Here is a 19361-nt window from a genome sequence, read left to right as displayed (position 1 = left end):
GCAAAAGAGAACCCTTGGCACGCCGAGGGTTCTCGCTTTTTTCCTTACGCTTGTGGTTCCGCTGCTTCTTCCGTTTCCGGCTGGAAGTACTTTCCTTGCCAAGAGTCGCGGCGTTTCATCTCCGCGTCGATGCCGTTGAGCACCGACCACTTGTCGAGGCTCCACAGCGGGCCGATCAGCGTGTCCGGCGGTCCATCGCCCGTCAGGCGGTGGATCACCATCTCGGGCGGCAGAATTTCCAGCATGTCGCACACCAACTTGATGTAGCGGTCCTGGTCGATAAACTCCACCATGCCCTCTTCCCACTGCTTGACCATCGGCGTATACTTCAGCAGATGCAGCAGGTGAATCTTGATCCCCTGCACGTCCATCTTGGCGACGGCGCGGGCGGTCTCCATCATCATCTCGTCCGTCTCGCCCGGCAGACCCAAGATGATGTGCGAACAGACCTTGATGTCGTGCTTGCGAAGGCGCTCCACCGCATCGAGATACGTCTGGAAGTCATGCGCGCGGTTGATCGTCTCCGCCGTGGATTCGTGCATCGTCTGCAAACCCAACTCCAGCCAGAGATACGTCCGCTTGTTCAGATCGGCAAGGTACTCGACCACATCGTCCGGCAAGCAGTCCGGGCGGGTGGCAATCGAGAGGCCGACGACGTCCTCTTGCCGGAGGATCGTCTCGTAGTACTCGCGCAGGGTTTCCACCGGCGCGTACGTGTTCGTGTACGCTTGGAAGTAGCCGAGATACTTCGCCTTGGGCCATTTCTTGTGCATGCGTTCGCGCACATCATGAAATTGCGTGACGAGATCGTCCGTCTGGTCGCCGGCGAAATCGCCCGACCCGCGGGCCGAGCAGAACGTGCAACCGCCCGTTGCGACGTTGCCGTCGCGGTTCGGGCAGGTAAACCCGGCGTCGAGCGGCACTTTGAAGATCTTCTCGCCGAAGATCCCGCGCAGATGGTAGTTCCACGTATGATAGCGCTTATCACCCCACAGCAAGGGAGTGCGCGTGAATTCTGTTTGAGCCATGTCGTGACTCCTTTCCCAAAACTTCATCGCCTTATTGTAGCCTATTTTCCTGAAAAAATCTCGATTCCCGGTTGAGTCCGCCGAACCATCCCCCCACGCTGGACATATGATACAGCACAACCAGCGGGTCATGAGTCAGGTCTGGGCGAAGAAAAAAACACCCTCCGTTAACCAGTCGAACGGAGGGTGTTTTCTGTCTGCGCACAAAATTAGTACAGCGTCACGCGGTGCATCACGCGGTTGCCCGCTTCCCAGCCGGACGAGAACGACAGCTCGGAAAGCTGCCCGACGCCCTGCACCCAGTCTCCCGCAAACACGGCGTTCGCGCAGGAGTGGAACTGCACCGGCATCAGCTTCTGGTCGTCCTCGACCTTGATTTCCTGCGCGGCGGCGCGCTCGGTGTAACGCTTGGCGACCAGTTCGTCGCGCCAGCCCGGCAGGTGCTTGTCAAACAGCGCTTCGATCGCGTCTTTGCGCTTTTGCGCGTGTTCGCGGTCGCCGACTTCCTCCGACTTGAGGTAGGCGATCGCTTGGACCAATTGCCCGCCCTCCGGCACGCATTCCGGGTCGTAGTGCGAGATGTCGGTGAGGAAGACTTTCGCCTGTTTGTCGTAGATGTACGTGTACGGCGAATCGATGCGGGACTTCAGCCCGATGTCGTAGACGAGCACCGTGTTCGGGCGCTGCATCAAGTACGGAGCAATGGAATTGGCGAGCGGCGTGTCTTCGAAGATCTTGGCGAGTTCCTTCGGCGGGCACGCGAACACGAACTCGTCGCCCTCGATCAGCCCTTCCGAGGTTTCCACCGCTTTGACGCGGTTGCCTTCAAACAGCACGCGTTCGATCTTCGCTTTGGTCACGATCTCCGAGCCGTTCTGGACGATGACGCGCTCCAGCTCCGCGACGAGGCTCTCCCAGCCGCCCGCGATGTACGCGACCGCTTTGGAGGTTTTGAACATGCGCTGGTAATACTTGAAGAACGCCGTCGACGGGATGCGCTCCGGCTCTTGGGTGAAAAAGTTCGAGGAGGCAAGCAGCAACATCAGCTGTTGCACTTCCGGCGCCTTCTTCGTGCGCTTCATCCATTCGCCGATCGAGACGCCCTCTTCGCCGCGCTCCAAGAGGCAGACCGTCTTCATCACTTCGATCGCAAACGCGGCTTTGGCGGTCGTCGCCGAGAGAATTTTGGTCTTGTAGAGACCTTCCAGCGTCGCCGGCATCTCTGTGAGTTCTTCGCCGAGGTCGTAGCGGGCTTTCTTCGGGTCGAAGTCGCGCCAGTTGACCGTGATGCCCAATTCCCGTTCCAGTTTGCGAATGTAGGACGAGTCGCGCGTGTAGATCGCGTGCGCCCCGAAGTTGAAGTTAAAGCCCTTGAGCGGAATCGTCACCGCACGCCCGCCGAGCTTCGGCGCTTTCTCCAACAATTTGACGTGCATGCCGTTCTTCGCCAATCGCGCAGCCACGCTCAAACCGGCCAAACCGCCGCCGATTACCACTGCTGTTTTTTTCATGGGAAACATGGACCCCCCGTTTTCCGTCTTCTCGAAATATTAGTATAAGTCGCAATACCCAAACTAATAATGGACTTAGTACATTTTGGACTCAGTACATTCATGATAATCGTACAGCGACGGGTGTGTCCAGCACATTTTTTTAGTAAAATACAGGGAGTAGGATGCCGAAGGGGAGGTCAATCCATGCCAACACGACGTGAGCGCAAAAAACAAGAGACGCGCACCAAAATTTTCACCGCCGCCATGAAATTGTTCCAAGAGCGCGGCTACGACGCCACCACCATCGACATGATCGCCGAGCACGCCGACGTCGCGCGCGGGACGGTGTTTTTACACTTCCCTACTAAGGAAGCGATTCTCGCGCACTGGGGCCAAGAGCCGTTGGAAGAAGTCATCGAGCGGCGAAGTGAATGGGATCGCCCGGACTTGACGTGCGAGCAGAAGATCATGGAGATTTTTGAAATTGCAATGACGACGAACCGCGAGAACTTGCCGCTCGTGCGCATCTTCATCAAGTCTTCGCTGAACACGCCGTCGGCGGTGATCCAGGGCGACATCCGTTCGCTGCGCAACTTGTTCGCCGACATCCTCGAAGCGGGCCAAGAGCGCGGCGTGCTGCGGGAGTCGATCGACCCGATCATCGCGGGCAACATGATCGAGAACATCTACCTGCACGCCGTCAACGACTGGGTGCTGGCGGAAGGCCAGTGGCCGATCGAGGAAATTTTTCAGACGAAGATTCACTATCTGTTCAACGGGCTGAACGCGTGACTCGGATGTATGAACTGAATGCCGCCTGAGTATCCTAGTGCGGGGGGATTGGAAAAAAATCTTGGCATCCCTGCCTAAGTAAGTTATGATATATCTATGTATAAAAACTCTGTCTCTACATAGGAGGAATTCGAAATGGCACATCAACTGCCGGCACTTCCGTACGCGTTTGACGCTCTTGAGCCGCACATCGACGCGCAAACCATGGAGATCCACCACGATCGCCACCATGCGACCTACGTGAACAACCTCAACGCGGCTCTCGAAGGTCATGCAGATCTCGCTTCCAAGTCCATCGAAGAGCTGATCGCAAACCTCGACGCAGTTCCGGAAAACATCCGCGGCGCGGTTCGCAACAACGGCGGAGGCCATGCAAACCACACCCTGTTCTGGGAAGTCATGTCCCCGAACGGCGGCGGCGCTCCGTCCGGCGAACTGGCGGATGCGATCAACTCCGCATTCGGCTCCTTCGACAACTTCAAAGCGGAGTTCACCAAAGCAGGCGCAACCCGCTTCGGTTCCGGCTGGGCATGGCTGATCGTGGACGGCGGCAAACTCGCTGTCACCTCCACCCCGAACCAAGACTCCCCGCTGATGGAAGGCAAAACCCCGATCCTCGGCATGGACGTTTGGGAACATGCGTACTACCTCAAGTACCAAAACAAGCGCCCGGACTACATGAACGCGTTCTTCAACGTCGTCAACTGGGACGAAGTGGCGAAGCGTTTCGCAGCTGCGAAGTAAGTTCGTTTTTGAAAAAAGAGAAGCCGTCCTCCGGTTGGGGGCGGCTTTTTTGCGGCTTTTTTGCGGCTTTTTTGCGGCTTAGGAGGCTTAGGCAGCTCACGCGGCGATGTTTTGTTTTTTCTTAGGCGTTTGGTTCAGGGAGATAACAGAGCCGAGCAGGATCGCCGCGCCGAGGATGTTGGCGAGCGTCAGATGGACGGGGTAAAACGGATACGCAATCGCCGCCGAGAGCAGGACGCCGGAAGAGCGGATGACGTTCGCTTTTGAAAATTCGATGTATTTGATGCCTTCGTAATACAGCAGCATGCCCATGAAGTTCGCGCAGAACGCGGAGACGAAGATCATCCCCGCACCGGAGACGTCGAGGTGCTGCAAGTTGCCTTCGCCGGTGCACAGCGCGTAGACGAGGAGAAAGCAGATGGTGATCACGTTGTTGGAAAACAGGATCGAGTTCGAATCCACATCCTTGACCACAAGCTTGACGGTGATGTTCGTCAGCGAGAAGAAAAACGTATACGCCATCGCGATGCCCACGCCCGCCCACGAGGAGATGGTGAGCCCGCCCTGCGCTTGGAAGAGAAACAGCCCCGCAATCGCCAGCGCAATCAAGCCCCACTCGCGGGACGTGATGCGCTCCTTGAGAATCACCACGGAGAGCAACAGCGTGAAGATGAGGTAAAAACGCCCCAGAAACCCGAGGGTCACCGGCCCGATCATGTCGAGTGCGATGTACATGAGAATCAGTCCGGCGGCGTTGGTGAAGCCGACGATGAGCATCGCTTTGTTGCGGACGAAGCGGAGTTTCTGCTTGCGGATGACGGCGAGCACGAAGCCGAGCAGCAGCGAGTAGGCGATGTTCAGAAACGCCGCTTTCGTGACCGAGATGTGACCGCCGGAGATGGCGGTTTTGTTGAGTACGGGTGAAAATGCCATGAAGCAAATCGAGAGGACGTTGAGCAGAATTCCTTTGCGCGGGTTCATCGGGTGGGGCACCTCCTTGATTTTGGGCAAGAGATCATTGTACCCCAGATGTTGGGAAAAAGAAAGAGAGCGACCGGTAAAGGCGCTCTCTTTTTGTTATTTTGTTAGCGCATGAAGCAGTACCAGACGACGGTGTGCATCGCCAGCAAGAGGACAAAGTACGCGGCGTCATAGATGCCCGGTTTCAGCTCGCGGTAGTACGTGCGGTTGCGCGAGCCGTCAAATCCGCGGGCTTCGAGCGCAATGGCGACGCGTTCTGCTTTGCGGATGCCTTGGGCGAGCAGCGGGATCGTGTAGCGGGTGAACGCTTGGAGTTTGCCGCGCAATCCCGGCACGCGGGCGACGCCGCGGACGCGGTGCGCCGACTTGATCTGCTCGTACTCTTCGCGGAACATCGGGAGGAAGCGAAATCCCGCAAGCAGGGCATACCCGATTTTCGGCGGGAGTTTGAGCTGTTGCATGAAGCTCAAGGCGAGCAGCGTGACGTCGGTGGTCATCGCGAACAACGCGCCGTACGCGACGAACCCGAGCATCCGCAAGCCGATGTTCAGGCCTTTGACCAGCCCTTCCTCCGTGATCGTGATGATGCCGCCGTGCCACCAGACGGTCTCGCCTTTGCCGTAGGCGGCGAGAATCCACGTGGTGGAGAGGAAGAGAATCAGGAACGGCGACAACCGTTTAACGAACGTCCAGACCGGGATGCGGGCGGCGGTCACGGAGAGCAGCATCGGGATTGCCATCAGAGCGCACGCGGTCTTCGGGTCGTGGACGAAGATGAACACGAGCATGCAGAGCAGGTGCAAGAGCAGCTTCACCGACGGGTTGACGCGGGCGACGAGGCTCTTGGCCGAGGACGGATGCACGTGCCCCGCCGTGTATGAACTAGACACTCAGGCTTCCCTCCTCGACCTTTTCCTTTTGACCTGCATCTAGAATTCGCTGCCGGTACTCATACGCCAGCGGTGCTGTGAGCGAGGCTTTTTCCAAAAGCTCCGGCTGAGAGAACAAGTCATGCGGCGACCCGTCGAACAGCAAACCGCCTTCCCCGATCACCAACACGCGGGACGCATGCTCCGCCACCAACTCCACGTCATGCGTCGCCATGAGAATCGTCGTCCCCGCCTCGTTGCGCTCCTGCATTCTCTGCAACAACTCCGCCGTCGTCGCGGCATCTTGCCCGAACGTCGGCTCATCGAGCAACAGCACGTCTTGGCGCTTCAACAGCATCCCCGCGACGCTCAACCTGCGCTTCTGCCCTTGCGACAGGGTGAACGGGTTTTTGTCCCGCAACTCCTGCAAGCGGAAGTCGGCCAGCAACTGCGTCGCCTCCCGCTCAATCCGCTCTTGCGGCCATCCGGCGACCTTGCCGCCGAACGCCGCTTCCTCAAACACCGTGTCGGCGATAAACTGATGCTCCGGATTCTGGAACACGAAGCCCACCGTATCGTACAACTCCGGCGTTTTGTAGCGGCTCACGTCTTTGCCTTTCAACTGCACGTTCCCTTGCGTCGGCTCGATCAACCCGCCGACCATTTTCAAAAACGTGCTCTTGCCCGCCCCGTTGGGTCCGAGGATGGCGACCCACTCGCCGGGCTGGATGCTCGCGTTGAGACCTTGCCAGACGACGTGGCCGTTTTTATAACGCAGCCCGGCGTCGCGGATGTCGAGGATCGGAGCGTCTGCGGCGGGGCGGGCTGTTTGTTTTTTTCCGGTGGCGAGTTGGGTTTGCAAGCGTTCGGCGAGCGGATGCGGCACGGGTGCGAGCAGTTGCTCCCACGTCACCGGCCAGAGTTTCGGCGTCCAGATGCCGGACTCCCGAATCATCTCCGCCTGTTCGCGCACCACGTCCAGCGGCGCGCCGTCCGCCACGATCCGGCCCTCCGCGTTAAACAGCAGCACGCGGTCGACCCATTCGATCACGCCGTCGAGCTTGTGCTCGATGAGCACGAGGGTTTTCTGCCCGTGCAAGCGGCGAAGGTCGTCGAGGACGAGCTGTGTATTCAGCGGGTCCAGTTGCGCGGTCGGCTCGTCGACGAACAGCACCTCGGGTTCGAGCGCCAGCAAGCAGGCGAGCGCCAAGCGCTGTTTCAGGCCGCCGGAAAGTTCGCGGATCGGGGTGGAGAGCGGAATGTCGAGGCGGACGTCGCGCATCGCTTTTTCGATGACGGCACGCATCTGTTCGCGCGGCACCGAGCGGTTTTCAAGGGAGAACGCCAACTCGTCCTCCACCGTCAACATGCAAAATTGCGCGTCCGGGTCTTGAAACATCACGCCGACCGAATCCGGGCGGGTGACGGTGCCTTTGAACCACGCTTCGATGGAGCGCGGGATGATGCCGGACAGCACTTGCAACAGCGTGCTCTTGCCCGAGCCGGACGGGCCGAGCAGGAGCACCGCTTGATTTCGTTCAATCGAGACGTTCATTTCCCGCAACACGGGCGCATCGCGGTCAAAAAACTGCACAGACACCCCAACGCATGCGAGAAAGGGTGTCTTTTGCATCAACGTATTCATTTAGAAAGACGGCCCGCGGTCCAACTTGGAACGGACCACTTGGTAGGAGTTCAGAACGCCCGTTTTGGCGAGCAGATCGCCGACGACTTTGCCGAGCACGCCCGCAAAAATCGCGCCGGAGATCAGGCGCAGGACGATTTTGAGAAGGAGCACGCCCGTGGTGACGTCGCTGATGTAGCCTTGGTACCAGTCAATCGGCAAGCTTGCAGCCGCCGACGCCATCCCGGCGAGGATGACGGTGCCCATGTTGAACGTACGGTAGCGGAATCCCGCAAAGATCAGTTCAGCGGCAGCGCCTTGGATCAAGCCGAACACGAGGGTGCTCAAGCCCCATTGGCCTCCGAAGATCATTTCCACAAACGATGCTGCGACTTCAGAAAGCATCGCGATGCCCGGCTTTTGCACGATGTACGCGGTGAGGATCGAAGCGACGAACCAGAGTCCGTAGATCAGTTCGGACGAACCCGGCAGTGCGGTGTCCAACACGTTGTACAAAAAGCCCCATCCAAAATACGCGACCCCGCAGATCATCGACAGGATGACGGTGATCATAATCTCTCTGAAGTTTGCGACACGACTAGTCTTCATGTCTCATTACCCCCTTCATTTGTTGGAACCGAACATTTGCATAAAAAAATCCCCTCCCGGCACCCGGCAGAAGATTGGTTGTTTGGTGGCAGACATCATTCGACAAACACATGCCGCGGGTCTTCCGCTCGCACATGCCGTCGCAGTCTCCGTCACTTCCTCACGCCGGTATTACCCAGGATCGAGTTCAGAGGGTTGGCGCTCCTTACGCCTCTCAGCCATACTTTCGGCACCCCTAGCAACTGCTCGTATTCAATTTGGTACGATCTCATTGTAGTCCTGGGACGAAGAGTTTGTAAAGGAGAAAAAAAGCGCCCCTTCACGAGAGCGCTTTTTTTCAACATGATGAACAGTTCCCTACTTCACCGGCTGAATCGCATCCACAACCCAACCCCTGCCTTCCGCATAGACGAGCGTAACATCAACCGCGTGCTCCCCTTGCGTATAGCGGTAGGTTTTTTTCTGATCCGTCGACCCGTCCGCCGTGGTCAGCACGTGCGCATCCGTGCGAGTGACGTACTCTTTCAGCCACTGCAGCTGCGGGAGCGCGGCGTTCATCGTCTCGGCGGCGTGCGGGTTCCATTCGTTCGGAATTCCGCCGCCCTCGTCGCCTTGGACGTAGCCGCGCATCTCCCAGATCGTGTCGTACGCCCCGAGAATCGGGTTCGTGAACGACGCTTTGGTGTATTCCTTCACGCTGGTGTCCAACGTGACGAACTCGCGGTTTGCCGGGTTCCACTCGTACAAGTATTCATCGGAGTTGCCGGTGTCCGTGTTGGATTCCGCGACTTCAATCTTGCCGTCAAGCATAAACACATCCGTCCGCAAATCTCCAAAAAAGCTCTTCACCACGACCGGCCCGTCTTCCCCGCCGTACAGAAACGCGTACAGCCAACTGCCGTGCATCCCCGCCCCGCCGTTGACAAACACCACGTTGTGATCCCCTTGAGCGATGCTTCGAATCTGCGCGACCGACTCGATGTTGCTCCAGAGCTTCGTTTCTTTCCCGTCCGCGTTCACGAAGTAGACATTCCCCGCGAGATTGCCGTCCTTGTGCGTCACGACGACGGTGTACGCGTCGGTCCCCGCGGAAAACTTCACCCCCGCCTTCAAGCCGCTGATCAACTCGCCCGGATGGTTCTCTGCAAACGACTTCAGCCAAGAAAGCCCGTCGGCACCCTCCAAGTACGCCACGTTCACCAGCGCTTCGTGCTCGCCCCACTGCACCAGCGCGCCCAAGTTCTCCGCGACGAAACGAGCCGGAACGTAGACGTGGTCTTGGTAGGAAAGCGCGGCGTATCCGGAATCGAGCGTTTTTTCCTGACCGTTGAAGACGAAGTGCACCTCCTGCGTCTGCGCCGCAATCGGGCCGGACTTGTAAAAACTGCCCGCACCTTGTTCCGCTTTCGAGCCTTTGCCTGATTGGAAGCTCACCGTCTGCGTCGCTTCGTCCCACGAAACGGCCGCGCCCATGTTCTCCGCGACAAACCGCGCCGGAACATACAGGTGGTCTTGGTAGGAGATCACCGCATACCCGTCGTCAAGATACGCCCACTCCCCATTGACGGCAAAAAACGCATGCGTCGTTTCCGCCGACACCGGATCGGCAAATGACGGTTGTGCCAAAACGGACAGCCCGAAGAGCAGAGCCATCCCTGCCCCGGCGGCGCTTTTTTTCCACGAACCTTTCACGCAACACCACTCCATTCTCACCAAAACAACTGCTCATAATGTAACACACCGCTCACAACTTTGAATAGAAAAAAACCCTCTTCCGTTGCATTCACGACTTTCCGGTTACATCAGAAGCACCGCTCCGTCGACCCGCTTAATCCCCCGAACTTTCCCGAGGTCTTCCGCAAGTTTGAGGCACGCGAGATCCTTCTGCTTGGCTTCGACCATGACGTCGACGCGCGGGAGGCCGTGTTGTTTGCAGGCTTTGAGGAAGACCAGCAGCCGCTCCGGGTCGATAAAGTCGCTGTGTGCGCGGAAGTCGGAGTCGTCCTTGGGCGACGAGACGTGAATCTTCATCGGCGTGTCGCCCCACGTGGCGGCGATGCGCGGAAGCAGTTCAATCGGCGTCATCGCGCTCGGATTGCACCAATCGTGGTGAATGTCGAGCATCATCGGCTGGCCGACTTTCTCGCAGACTTCCAGCGTTTCGAGGACGGTGTACGTTTTGTCGTCGTTCTCAAACGTCAGGCGTCGGCGCACGCTCTCCGGCACGAGCGGGAAGTTGTCGTAGAGCGTCTGAATCGCTTTTTCCCGGTCACCGTAGACACCGCCGATGTGGATGTTGACTTTGTGCTGGTGATCGAGACCCATCCCGTCGAGGAGATCGGTGTGGTATTGCAAGTCTTTGAGAGAAGCGGCGACCACTTTCTCCGAGCCGTTCAGCAACGTAAATTGGTTGGGATGCATCGTCAGACGTATATCATGTGCCTTGGCAAAGTCGCCTAGCGCTTTCAATTCTTCGGGGTAGGTCGCTTTCACGTCGATCCCCACGTCCGGGTGCGTCGCCAGCGGGATCAGCGACGACGACATCCGGTGAAGCTTGATCCCGTGGGCGGCGTTGTAGTAGAGGATGCGCTGTGTCGCCCGCAGGTTTTTGCGCCCGACCTCGACGGCGCGGGCTAGCGCTTCCTCATAGGGCCGCTGTTGAAACAGTTTATAGGTAAACGTCGAACTTGGGGTGTTGTTGAAGATCGCCAGTGCTAGGGAAACAAACCCAATCCGCACTTCCATAAAAAAATCACCTCGCTCCCACAGTGTACCATGAGTGCCAGGTGATCATGTGTGACTACACTTTGTCAGACTTGCGCTCTTCCAAGTAGCGCCGCAGCCAATGTTCGGCGATCTTGCTGACGAACGCTTCCTCGCCGTCGATGTGCAGCACGGGGATTTTGTCCCCATACTTCGCGTGCACCGACTCGTCGGTGGTAATGTCAAACTCCTCGACCACCATCGGATAAAAAAGACCCAGCCGCTCCAAAATCTGCTTCGCCTTCACACAGAGCGTGCAGCCGTCCTTGGTGAAGAGGGTGATGTGATAGGGTTGCATGTGGTCATTACCTGCCTTATGAATTTAAGCTTTCGAGAAAGCGCGTGGCTTCTTCCGCGTCAAGGACTCGGAGTTCCAGTTCGTCTTCCATGTAGCGGAGGGTGGGGAGGTTTTTCTCGGCTTTTTCCGGTTTGCCTTTGCCGTAGTCACTGTCCTCAGTGATGATCGTGTTGTCTGTATTGAGCGCGAGTGCGACAAAAGTTTGGTCCTCGTGTTCGTGGAAGCCGAGTTCTTTGAGTTTAGCGGCGATCTTTTTCGGGAGTTTGCCGTCATGATACTCAATTTGGTTATTCGATACCATAAACGTGTACCATTTTTGAAACAAATCGATATGACCGACCTCGTCATAATATTCTTTTCGAACAATATCTCCGTGGTCGATCACGATACTGTTTTCGGGTTTGTGATAGAAATAATGCAACAACAGGTGAGTCTTTACCATATCAAATTCAGAAAAGCCCTTGACCAAGATGTTGGTGTCTACTACAACCCGCACGTTTTCTCACTCCGTTCCCGACTGGCGCTGTTGTTTCAAACGTGCGATGGTCTCGGTGATTTTCATCGTCTCTTCGAAATCATCGGCAAAAAACGAACGGAACGCATCCGGGACGTTTTCCAGTTGGCCGATTTCGCTGACTTTGATGTTGTGGACGACGCTGCCGTTGGATGTGTTTTCGATAAAGTTGACGGCGATGTCCGAGGGGTAGAGCGGGAATTCGTTTTTGCCTTCTGTGAGGGTGGTTTCCGCTACTCTGCGACGCAAACGCAACAGAAGGTGTTCACTGTGGGTCTCGATGAGGAACGTCTTGCCCGTTTGGTTGACCATATCTATGAAAAGGTCTCCGAGCTTGGCTTGGGCTCCCGCATGGAGGTGGATTTCAGGTTGCTCGATGAGGACAATCTGTTCAGGGTTGTTGAGGTATCCTTGAATCATAATAGGAAGGATTTGCGAAATACCAAACCCGACGTCTTTGAGGTTGACTTGTAGACCTGAGCGGGTGTCCCGCAAGATCAATTGAAAGAAACTACCGAACGTTTCCCAGTGGAACTCGTAATTATATTCGCGTAGCCAATGATTGACCTTTTCGGTTAGGGGATTTTGATATTCATGACGATCAAGAAAGAGTATAGTAAACGCATCTTCGCCATGTCGGCCCACTTCTTTCGGACTCTCACCCGTGAACTGGTAGACACGCTCAGCCTCACTTCGCAAAGGACCTACGTGTGCAACTTTCTCTAATGCTTCTGTTACCTTTTCTTGGACACAGTACGCAAGTTCAGCAAACATAAATAGATCAATTGGAGTCCTTATCACAACAGGTAGAAAATTTTCCCACTTGAACATTAGAGTCCTGGGAGTTAATCCATCTACATCTATCACATCGGAAGTAAAATTCGATCCATCCACTACATTGTCTCTTGTATCCACGCTAAGGATATTACGACCTTGATTATCCTCGAAAGTAATACCTGCTAGAATGTTCGTCTCATTCTTGGGATTGTAACCAATTCTAACCTTAAAAACAAAATCTCCCCCACCAAATTGGACGCTTTTATCATCACTCTCAAAATCCCGACCCAAATCCAACTTCATATGAATCTCCACCGGCAAATCCGGGTTGATCACATGATTGTAAGAAACATCCGAATAGTTCCCCACATCCACGCCCTTCTTATCCGAAAACGTGAACGGAACCTTCCGCGCAGGATTCTGCAAACTCTGCTTCAACATCAGAAGTGCATTCAACAAACTCGACTTTCCCGACGAGTTCAGCCCGAACAAGAGCGTAATCTTATTCAACTGCACCCAACCGGAATCCTCAAACCCTTTATATCGAATCAGACGAATGGCTTTCACTCTAACACCCCGTCTCCAAATGTATGTACCCCAATATGCATTATCGTATATGCAATACTGCATATTCACTCCCCACTATCATAACACCTTTCCCCCTCATCCAAAACGCACCAAAACAAATCCTTACATATCTCCCTCCCCCCTTGCAAAACCTAACGCTACCAAGAATCACAGGAGGTGGCGGGGGTGCAGTTGGTGTTGATCGTGGGGGCGATTTTGGTGCCGATCTTGATGTTTGTGTTGCGCCAGCGGTCGGTGGCGGCGGTGTTTGATCTGTTGGCGGCGCTCTCCGTGTTGCTCGCCAACATCGCAGCGGGGCTGGCGGTGCTGGAGATCAAACAGGAGAACACCGAATTTACCACGCATGTGCACGAAATTTTCATGGACCCGCTGTTCCTTGCCACCTCAGGCTACATCGGCGTCTACTCCGTCTACCGCTTGCTCGTCGCCACCTCCCGCACGTGGCAGACCAAGCGCGCCTAGCACAATTCCTGCATAAACTAAAAAGCGGGGGATCGTCGAAACGATCCACCCGCTTTTCTCCTGTTCATCGCTTAGGGCTCCACAACCCTACTGCAAGCGAGAACTCCGCATATTCCTATGTCGGCTCATTGCTTCCACTATACCACGTCCCGCGACAGAAATCTAGATGCGGTCCCGTTTTGCCATCAACTTCCCAATGCGCTTCAACTGAATCAATTCGCGCACCTGCGACTTCAACACTTTCAAGATCGTCTCGTCGCTCATCTGCGCCACGACTTCCTCGCCGTGATGACGCACCGTCGCGTCATACTGCCCGCGCAAAAATTCATAGTACGCCTCGACCGTATACCCGCCGGGAACGTGCTCCGCGAGCTCGGCCGCATAGGTTCGCAGTTCATTTTCCAATCTCGCCAAAAGTTTTTCCCTCCAAACGTAGCGTATCCCCCACTATCGTACCCGATTTTCAGGTACAATAGAAAGTGGATAAGGAGGTTGACCCATGCAATCTGTCGTTCAACAGAATCCCATTCTTGATAAAGCACAACAACTTGCCAACCTGCTCGCCCGTTCGGAAGAGATGCAGCGCTTCCGTCAGGCTGAAGATAAAATCAACCGCCACGCGGACGCTCAAGCTCTCCTGTTCATCGTGCGCGCAAAACGCAATGCGTATTCGCAAACTTCGCTGCGCCACGGCTATGAGCACCCGGCGGCGGTGAAAGCCAAAGCGGAGTACGACGACGTGCTCGAACGCATCGCGCAAATCCCGCTGATCGACGAGTTCAAGGAAGCCCAAGACGAGGTCAACGACATCGTCCAAGGCGTGCTCCAAACGATCGTCAACACCCTCGCGTCCGACGTTCCCGTGGAAAAAACGGAAGAACCCGGCGACGGTGCATCCGGCGGCTGCGGAAGCTGCGGCTCCGCAGGCGGTTGCGGACGCCACTAATCACAAAATCACAAATCAAGGCAAGCCCACGGCTCCCCTGCGCGGGGAGACCCTTGCATGTTTAAATAAAACGCCCTGCCCGACACGTTCCCATCTGCCGGCAGGGCGTTTTTTCTTACGCATCGCGCTTGTACCACGTATCGCCGCCCCACTCCTGTGCTTTCCACGGCAGGGTCTCCGGACGCGCCAAGTGCAAGATCTCTTTCCAAAACTCCAACCGCTCCAACTCGTCCATCGGCGTAAAGTTCTCCGCAACGGCGAGGTTGCGCTCCAACTGCTCCATCGTCTCCATGCCCACAATCGTGGTGGAGATCGGGAGCGACAGCGTGTAGCGGAGCGCTTTTTCATACCACGGCGCGAGTTTGCCAAGCGCCATCACTTTCATGCCGACGACCGCCACGCCCTTCTCTCTCGCCAACGGCAGAAACTCATGGGCGAACGAATAGATATGATGATCCAGCGCCGACAGCGCCACCAGCGACGAGTCGAAGTCGAAACGGCGCAACGCTTCCACCAGCACCTGCGGGTTGGTGTGCCCGCTGATCGAAAGCTTTTTCACCACGCCCTCCGCTTGCATCTGTTGCAGCGCCTCGATCGCCCCGCCCTTGGCGAAGATCCGGTCGAGCTCTTCCACGGTCACGATGTTGTGCAGCCGCCACTCGTCCACATAGTCGGTTTGCAGGCGTTTCAAACTGCCTTCCAGCAACTTCAGCGACCCGTCCCGCGTGCGGTCGTGCGTCTTGGTGGCGATGCGGACTTGCGCGCGGCGGCCCTCCGTCAGCGACAGACCCAGCCGGTACTCCGATTGCCCGTCCGAGTAACTCGGCGCGGTGTCAAAGTACGTGATGCCGTGCTCGATCGCCGTATGCACGATCTGAATCGCTTCCTCCTCCGTGCAGTTGTGCTCGTCGACGATCCGCTGCGCCCCGAAACTGAGCAGCGGCACTTCCCAGCCGGTACGGCCAAACGGTTGTTGTTTGATCATGCGGAGAATCCCTCCTCGTTTCCTCTTCTTAGTATGTCATGAAAAAAAAGACCGCGAACAAGGAAGTCCGCAGTCTTTTTTCACTCCTGCTGCACGCCTCACGCTTCCGGCACCAGCATCGTGGTCAGATGGCCCGACATGCCCAAGATGTACAGCGTGTACGTGACGTTCGGGTCGAACTTCGCCGGCGGCACGCGCAACAGCACATCCGGCTTGCCGACGGCGCGCAGTTCGAGATGGCGGGTGCCGGGGGTGACTTGGAAATACGGCGACTTTTGCTTGAACGTCAGGTGCCCGAGCAGAACTTTGCCGTTGGGCAGCGCAACATCCACCGCCGGCGCGTTCGGCGAGAGATGGACGACTTTGGCGCGGGCGTACCCGGGTTTTGCGCCTTTTTGGTGGTCTTCGATCACGACGGAGCGCAAGTTGCGCAAGAACCCGGAGACGGCGATGGTGTAGTGCCCGCCCGGCGTGAAATTCGACGTCGAGTCGATGATTGCGCCCGCCGCTTTGCCTGCCGGGAAGACTTGCAGGCGGTGACGACCCGCTTCAATCGGCAGGTACGGCGTGATGCCTTGGAAGGCGACGTCGGAAGCGTATTTTTTGTGGTCGATGTAGATGTCAACGCGCCCGGCGTCAGGCGAGGCGTGCAAGAAGCGCACCTGCGCCCGCGGTTGGTGCACCGGCTTGACGACCGGCACCGCTTCTTCGCCCACCCCTTCGGAGATCGGGATGTCCTCGGTGACAACCCCCTCGGAAACCGAAATGTCCACCGCCGGACCGCCTTCCGACGCAGGCACCACTTGCGGCTCCGGCATCATGTCCGGCTGCTGCAGGCCCGGCATCATCTGCTGACCCCCCGGTTGCCCGCCCGGCACCGCGGGAGAACCCGGTTGCATCTCCGGCGTCCCCGGCTGCTCTTCCACTTTCGTCACGTTGATGTTGACGTGCTTCGCCAACTTGGCGAGAAATTTGCCGATCTCATCCAACTTGGCGAGGATGGCTTCCGTCGAGATCGCGCGGTTTTGCAGTTCTTCCACTTCACGTGCCTGCGCTTGCAACAGACGGTACGCCTCCGTCAAAAACGCCTGTTGGTTCTCTTGACTCTCCTGCACCAACGTAACCAATTTCGAAACTTCAGTTGCCACTTCGCTCGTGACAACATCTCTGCGTTCTTTCAATGCCCGGACCTCCTCCTTGAATCTGGAGCCATGACGGCTTTCCCATCATCAAGGTATTAGAGCGCCCAAGCAGACGTGCGTGCCCACCCGACAAAAAACTTCACAAAAGCGGCGACAACAACCTCGCCCCCGACTCTTTAAAGCGGTCGGACAGCTTGCGAACGCGGTACGACTCCCACTCCACCAGTTGCGAATCCAGCAAGTCCCGCTGAAAGTCTTCCGCCAACCGCTCCACAAACTTGCGGTCGTACACCAACGCGCTCGCTTCGAAATTCAACTGAAAACTCCGGATGTCCATGTTCGCCGAGCCGACGATGCCGATCTCATCGTCGACCATGATCACCTTGGCGTGCAGGATCCCTTTTTGATACTTGTAGATCTTCACGCCCGCTTGCAAGAGTTCTTCGAAATACGACCGCGACGCCCAGTAGGTCAGTTGGTACTCCGGAATCCCCTGCACGATCAAGCGCACATCGAGGCCGCTGAGCGCCGCGGTCTTCAGCGCCATCGAGATGCTCTCGTCGGGGATGAAGTACGGCGTCTCAATGTAGACTTTGTTCCGCGCCGTCGCCAGCGCCGTGAAGAACACCTGCCGAATCGATTCCCAATTCGAATCCGGCCCCGACGCGACGATCTGCGTGTACTGATCCCCCACCGCTTCCAACTCCGGATAATACCGCATGTCCTCGATGCGCTGGCGGGTGATGAAGTACCAATCGTTGAGAAAAATCGTCTGCATCCGATGCACGCACTCGCCCTCCAGCACCAGATGCGTATCGCGCCAAAACCCGATCTCGCGCTTGCGGGACAGATACTCATCTCCGATGTTCATCCCGCCGAGGAAGCCGACCTTGCCGTCGATCACCACGATCTTGCGGTGGTTGCGGAAGTTCAAGCGGCTCGTCAGAAACGGAAACTTCACCGGAAAAAAGTACTCCACCTGCACCCCGCCGCTCGACAAATCATCGAGGAAGTCCCGCGAAATCTGCCGCGACCCCAACCCGTCGAGCAACACGCGCACTTCGACGCCCCGCCGCGCTTTCTGGATCAGCAGGCGCTGGATGTCGCGGCCGATCTCGTCTTCCTTGAAGATGTAGTACTCAAAATGAATGTGATGCTCCGCTTGCTCCAGCGCGTGAAACAGCTCCTCAAACTTGCTGGCCCCGTCGGTCAGCACCCGCACGCGATTGTTCGTCGTCAGCGGCGAGTACGCGCTGTTGAGCAACAACCGCACCAAGCGCTGTTCCCGCGTCTCGCCGCCGTGGTGCAGGACGTCCTCTTCCGTCACCCGGTGCGTCTGTTCGCGGAGCATTTTTTTCAATTGGTTGTCGATGATGTGCTTGTGGTGAAACAGCTTGCTTTTCCGCGCATTGCGTCCAAACACGAGGTAGAGCATAAATCCGACGACCGGTAACACGATCAAGACGATCATCCAAGCCACCGTCTTCTCCGGGTTGCGATTCTCCAAAAAGATGACGGTTCCCACCAACAGCAGTACCACGACCGCCATGAGAAGCAGGATTGCGACCGTCCACACGATACGAACCACACCCTTTCCCAGCCCAACCTTCTTTCCCCGTAGTATGTGCGAAAAAAATCGCCTCCATGAGGGAGGCGATTTATGGGCTCCATCAGGAGACGACCCCGTTGGTCGCTTTCTTTCTCTTTCGATCAGCGGAAGGTTGAACACGAACCTGCCACCAAGCCGTCCCCGCACGGCCCAGCCAGCACGTGAGCGCTGCCAGTCCAATCCCTGCCAACACATCAATCACATAATGATAGCGCAGGTAGATGGTCGAAACCAAGATCGAAACCACGAGCGGCGCGTACAGCCACAACCACTTGCGGCGATACGTCCAGACGAAGTAGAGCATGACGCAGGAGATCGCGGTATGCAGCGAGGGGAAGCAGTCCCGCGAGACGTTCATGTCCTGTTGCGACGTGACGACGGCGCGTTGCATCTCCGTGATTGCCCCGCCGGAAAGCGAGGTCGTGTACGTGTCGGCAAGCGAATACAGCGGCCCGACCGCCGGGACGATCGTATAGCTCACATACCCGATGTAAAAAGCGAACAGCGCCGCCGCCACATACCCGCTGACCGCTTCCCGCGACTTCAGCATCATCAACAACAGCGTGAAGAAGATCATCGGGAACCAGATCATGTAGACGAAACTCAAGTAGTCGGTCAACCACGGGCGAATCAGCGGCTCCAACCACACCGACGGTTGCACGCCGCCGAACATCCACGCGTCGACCTTCAACAGCCAGCCGTCGCGGTCGACCGGCGAGAAAAGCGGGATGTAGAAATCCAGCGCCCGGTAGATGATCAACAACACGCAAAACGGCAATCCGAAGCGTGCGACCGTCAGCGTTTGCCCGACCCCCCAGCGCAGGCCGGGCTTCCACGCAAGGCGCCAGTTGTTTTTTTCACGGCGCGCTTCTCGAATCCAGCCCAGCAGGCCGAGACCGAGCAACGCGCACACCAGCGCTTTCGGAATAAACGTGCGGTAGATCGCCCAAATCCACGACAGCGGGTACCAGTGCCAGCCCGGCTCCCCCTGCTTGGCGTCGATCTCGTCACCGAGCGCGAAAAAACCGATCACGCACAGCACCGAGACGACAATCCCGATCCCTTCATACAGTTCCAGCTTCCGTACCCAACCCCAAACTCTCATCCATCCGTCCCTTTCTCTGCCTCATTCAAAAA

The 19361-nt window shown here is 57.0% G+C and carries 20 protein-coding genes and 1 riboswitch; of the genes, 4 read left to right on the top strand and 16 right to left on the bottom strand.

What is annotated here, in order from left to right; translation table 11 throughout:
* Nucleotides 1-44 precede the first annotated feature (44 nt).
* Together mnmL and EL26_RS12435 are read right to left on the bottom strand one after the other, a co-directional pair.
* Nucleotides 45-1028, bottom strand: coding sequence for a tRNA modification radical SAM protein MnmL/YtqA (mnmL, locus tag EL26_RS12440; protein WP_038089148.1), 984 nt, complete (start codon nt 1026-1028; stop codon nt 45-47).
* Nucleotides 1029-1237: 209 nt separating this feature from the next.
* Entirely contained in the window at nt 1238-2539 is a 1302-nt protein-coding gene (locus EL26_RS12435; protein WP_081857163.1) for a phytoene desaturase family protein, read from the bottom strand.
* A 186-nt stretch (nt 2540-2725) separates the two neighbouring features.
* On the opposite strand from EL26_RS12435, the gene EL26_RS12430 reads away from it, so the two are divergent.
* Nucleotides 2726-3313 (top strand): TetR/AcrR family transcriptional regulator, encoded by a 588-nt coding sequence (locus EL26_RS12430; protein WP_038089142.1) that lies wholly within the window; start codon nt 2726-2728, stop codon nt 3311-3313.
* 135 nt (nt 3314-3448) lie between these two features.
* The gene (locus tag EL26_RS12425; protein ID WP_038089139.1) at nt 3449-4057 is read left to right on the top strand and encodes a superoxide dismutase; all 609 of its coding nucleotides are present in this window, start codon (nt 3449-3451) and stop codon (nt 4055-4057) included.
* A 96-nt stretch (nt 4058-4153) separates the two neighbouring features.
* Here the strand turns inward: EL26_RS12425 and EL26_RS12420 are convergent, their stop codons facing one another.
* From EL26_RS12420 to EL26_RS12380, 9 genes are all read right to left on the bottom strand, one after another.
* Entirely contained in the window at nt 4154-5038 is an 885-nt protein-coding gene (locus EL26_RS12420) for a DMT family transporter (RefSeq protein ID WP_038089137.1), read from the bottom strand.
* Between the two features lie 104 nt (nt 5039-5142).
* On the bottom strand, nt 5143-5928 hold the full coding sequence (locus tag EL26_RS12415; RefSeq protein WP_052036305.1) for an energy-coupling factor transporter transmembrane component T family protein: 786 nt from the start codon (nt 5926-5928) through the stop codon (nt 5143-5145).
* Nucleotides 5921-7507, bottom strand: coding sequence for an ABC transporter ATP-binding protein (locus EL26_RS12410; RefSeq protein WP_238546103.1), 1587 nt, complete (start codon nt 7505-7507; stop codon nt 5921-5923). The genes EL26_RS12415 and EL26_RS12410 overlap by 8 nt, the downstream gene beginning before the upstream one ends.
* A gap of 45 nt (nt 7508-7552) precedes the next feature.
* Complete coding sequence (locus tag EL26_RS12405; RefSeq protein WP_038089134.1) at nt 7553-8140, bottom strand: ECF transporter S component; 588 nt, start codon at nt 8138-8140, stop codon at nt 7553-7555.
* 140 nt (nt 8141-8280) lie between these two features.
* Nucleotides 8281-8387: riboswitch (TPP riboswitch) on the bottom strand.
* Nucleotides 8388-8497: 110 nt separating this feature from the next.
* Entirely contained in the window at nt 8498-9832 is a 1335-nt protein-coding gene (locus EL26_RS12400; RefSeq protein WP_038089130.1) for a copper amine oxidase N-terminal domain-containing protein, read from the bottom strand.
* 105 nt (nt 9833-9937) lie between these two features.
* On the bottom strand, nt 9938-10885 hold the full coding sequence (gene uvsE, locus EL26_RS12395; protein ID WP_038089127.1) for a UV DNA damage repair endonuclease UvsE: 948 nt from the start codon (nt 10883-10885) through the stop codon (nt 9938-9940).
* 55 nt (nt 10886-10940) lie between these two features.
* Complete coding sequence (locus tag EL26_RS12390; RefSeq protein WP_038089125.1) at nt 10941-11201, bottom strand: glutaredoxin family protein; 261 nt, start codon at nt 11199-11201, stop codon at nt 10941-10943.
* Nucleotides 11202-11217: 16 nt separating this feature from the next.
* Complete coding sequence (locus EL26_RS12385) at nt 11218-11697, bottom strand: PIN domain-containing protein (protein ID WP_038089122.1); 480 nt, start codon at nt 11695-11697, stop codon at nt 11218-11220.
* 6 nt (nt 11698-11703) lie between these two features.
* Nucleotides 11704-13059 carry an AAA family ATPase gene (locus EL26_RS12380; RefSeq protein ID WP_038089118.1) on the bottom strand — a complete coding sequence of 452 codons (1356 nt, stop codon included), beginning with the start codon at nt 13057-13059 and terminating at the stop codon, nt 11704-11706.
* 186 nt (nt 13060-13245) lie between these two features.
* Here EL26_RS12380 and EL26_RS12375 point away from each other — a divergent pair, with 186 nt between their 5' ends.
* On the top strand, nt 13246-13542 hold the full coding sequence (locus tag EL26_RS12375; RefSeq protein WP_038089115.1) for a hypothetical protein: 297 nt from the start codon (nt 13246-13248) through the stop codon (nt 13540-13542).
* A gap of 162 nt (nt 13543-13704) precedes the next feature.
* Here EL26_RS12375 and EL26_RS12370 read toward each other — a convergent pair whose 3' ends face one another.
* Nucleotides 13705-13956, bottom strand: a complete 252-nt coding sequence (locus tag EL26_RS12370; RefSeq protein WP_038089113.1) for a hypothetical protein — start codon at nt 13954-13956, stop codon at nt 13705-13707.
* Nucleotides 13957-14041: 85 nt separating this feature from the next.
* On the opposite strand from EL26_RS12370, the gene EL26_RS12365 reads away from it, so the two are divergent.
* A complete protein-coding gene (locus EL26_RS12365) occupies nt 14042-14488 on the top strand; it encodes a YlbF/YmcA family competence regulator (protein ID WP_038089109.1) in 447 nt (148 codons plus the stop codon).
* Nucleotides 14489-14603: 115 nt separating this feature from the next.
* Here EL26_RS12365 and EL26_RS12360 read toward each other — a convergent pair whose 3' ends face one another.
* The 4 genes from EL26_RS12360 to EL26_RS26020 all read right to left on the bottom strand — a co-directional run bounded on the left by EL26_RS12360 (nt 14604) and on the right by EL26_RS26020 (nt 19329).
* The gene (locus tag EL26_RS12360; RefSeq protein ID WP_238546102.1) at nt 14604-15473 is read right to left on the bottom strand and encodes an aldo/keto reductase; all 870 of its coding nucleotides are present in this window, start codon (nt 15471-15473) and stop codon (nt 14604-14606) included.
* Nucleotides 15474-15571: 98 nt separating this feature from the next.
* Nucleotides 15572-16654 (bottom strand): DUF4397 domain-containing protein, encoded by a 1083-nt coding sequence (locus EL26_RS23780; RefSeq protein WP_052036304.1) that lies wholly within the window; start codon nt 16652-16654, stop codon nt 15572-15574.
* Between the two features lie 100 nt (nt 16655-16754).
* Nucleotides 16755-18191: a cardiolipin synthase gene (gene cls / locus EL26_RS12350; RefSeq protein WP_202962857.1), complete on the bottom strand. Its 1437-nt coding sequence runs from the start codon at nt 18189-18191 to the stop codon at nt 16755-16757.
* Between the two features lie 94 nt (nt 18192-18285).
* A complete protein-coding gene (locus EL26_RS26020) occupies nt 18286-19329 on the bottom strand; it encodes a phosphatase PAP2 family protein (RefSeq protein ID WP_038089107.1) in 1044 nt (347 codons plus the stop codon).
* Between the last annotated feature and the right edge of the window lie 32 nt (nt 19330-19361).

It is taken from the genome of Tumebacillus flagellatus, assembly GCF_000714935.1.
Taxonomy (GTDB): domain Bacteria; phylum Bacillota; class Bacilli; order Tumebacillales; family Tumebacillaceae; genus Tumebacillus; species Tumebacillus flagellatus.
The sequence above is the reverse complement of the archived record's forward strand: the minus strand, read 5'-3'. Positions and strand labels throughout refer to the sequence as shown.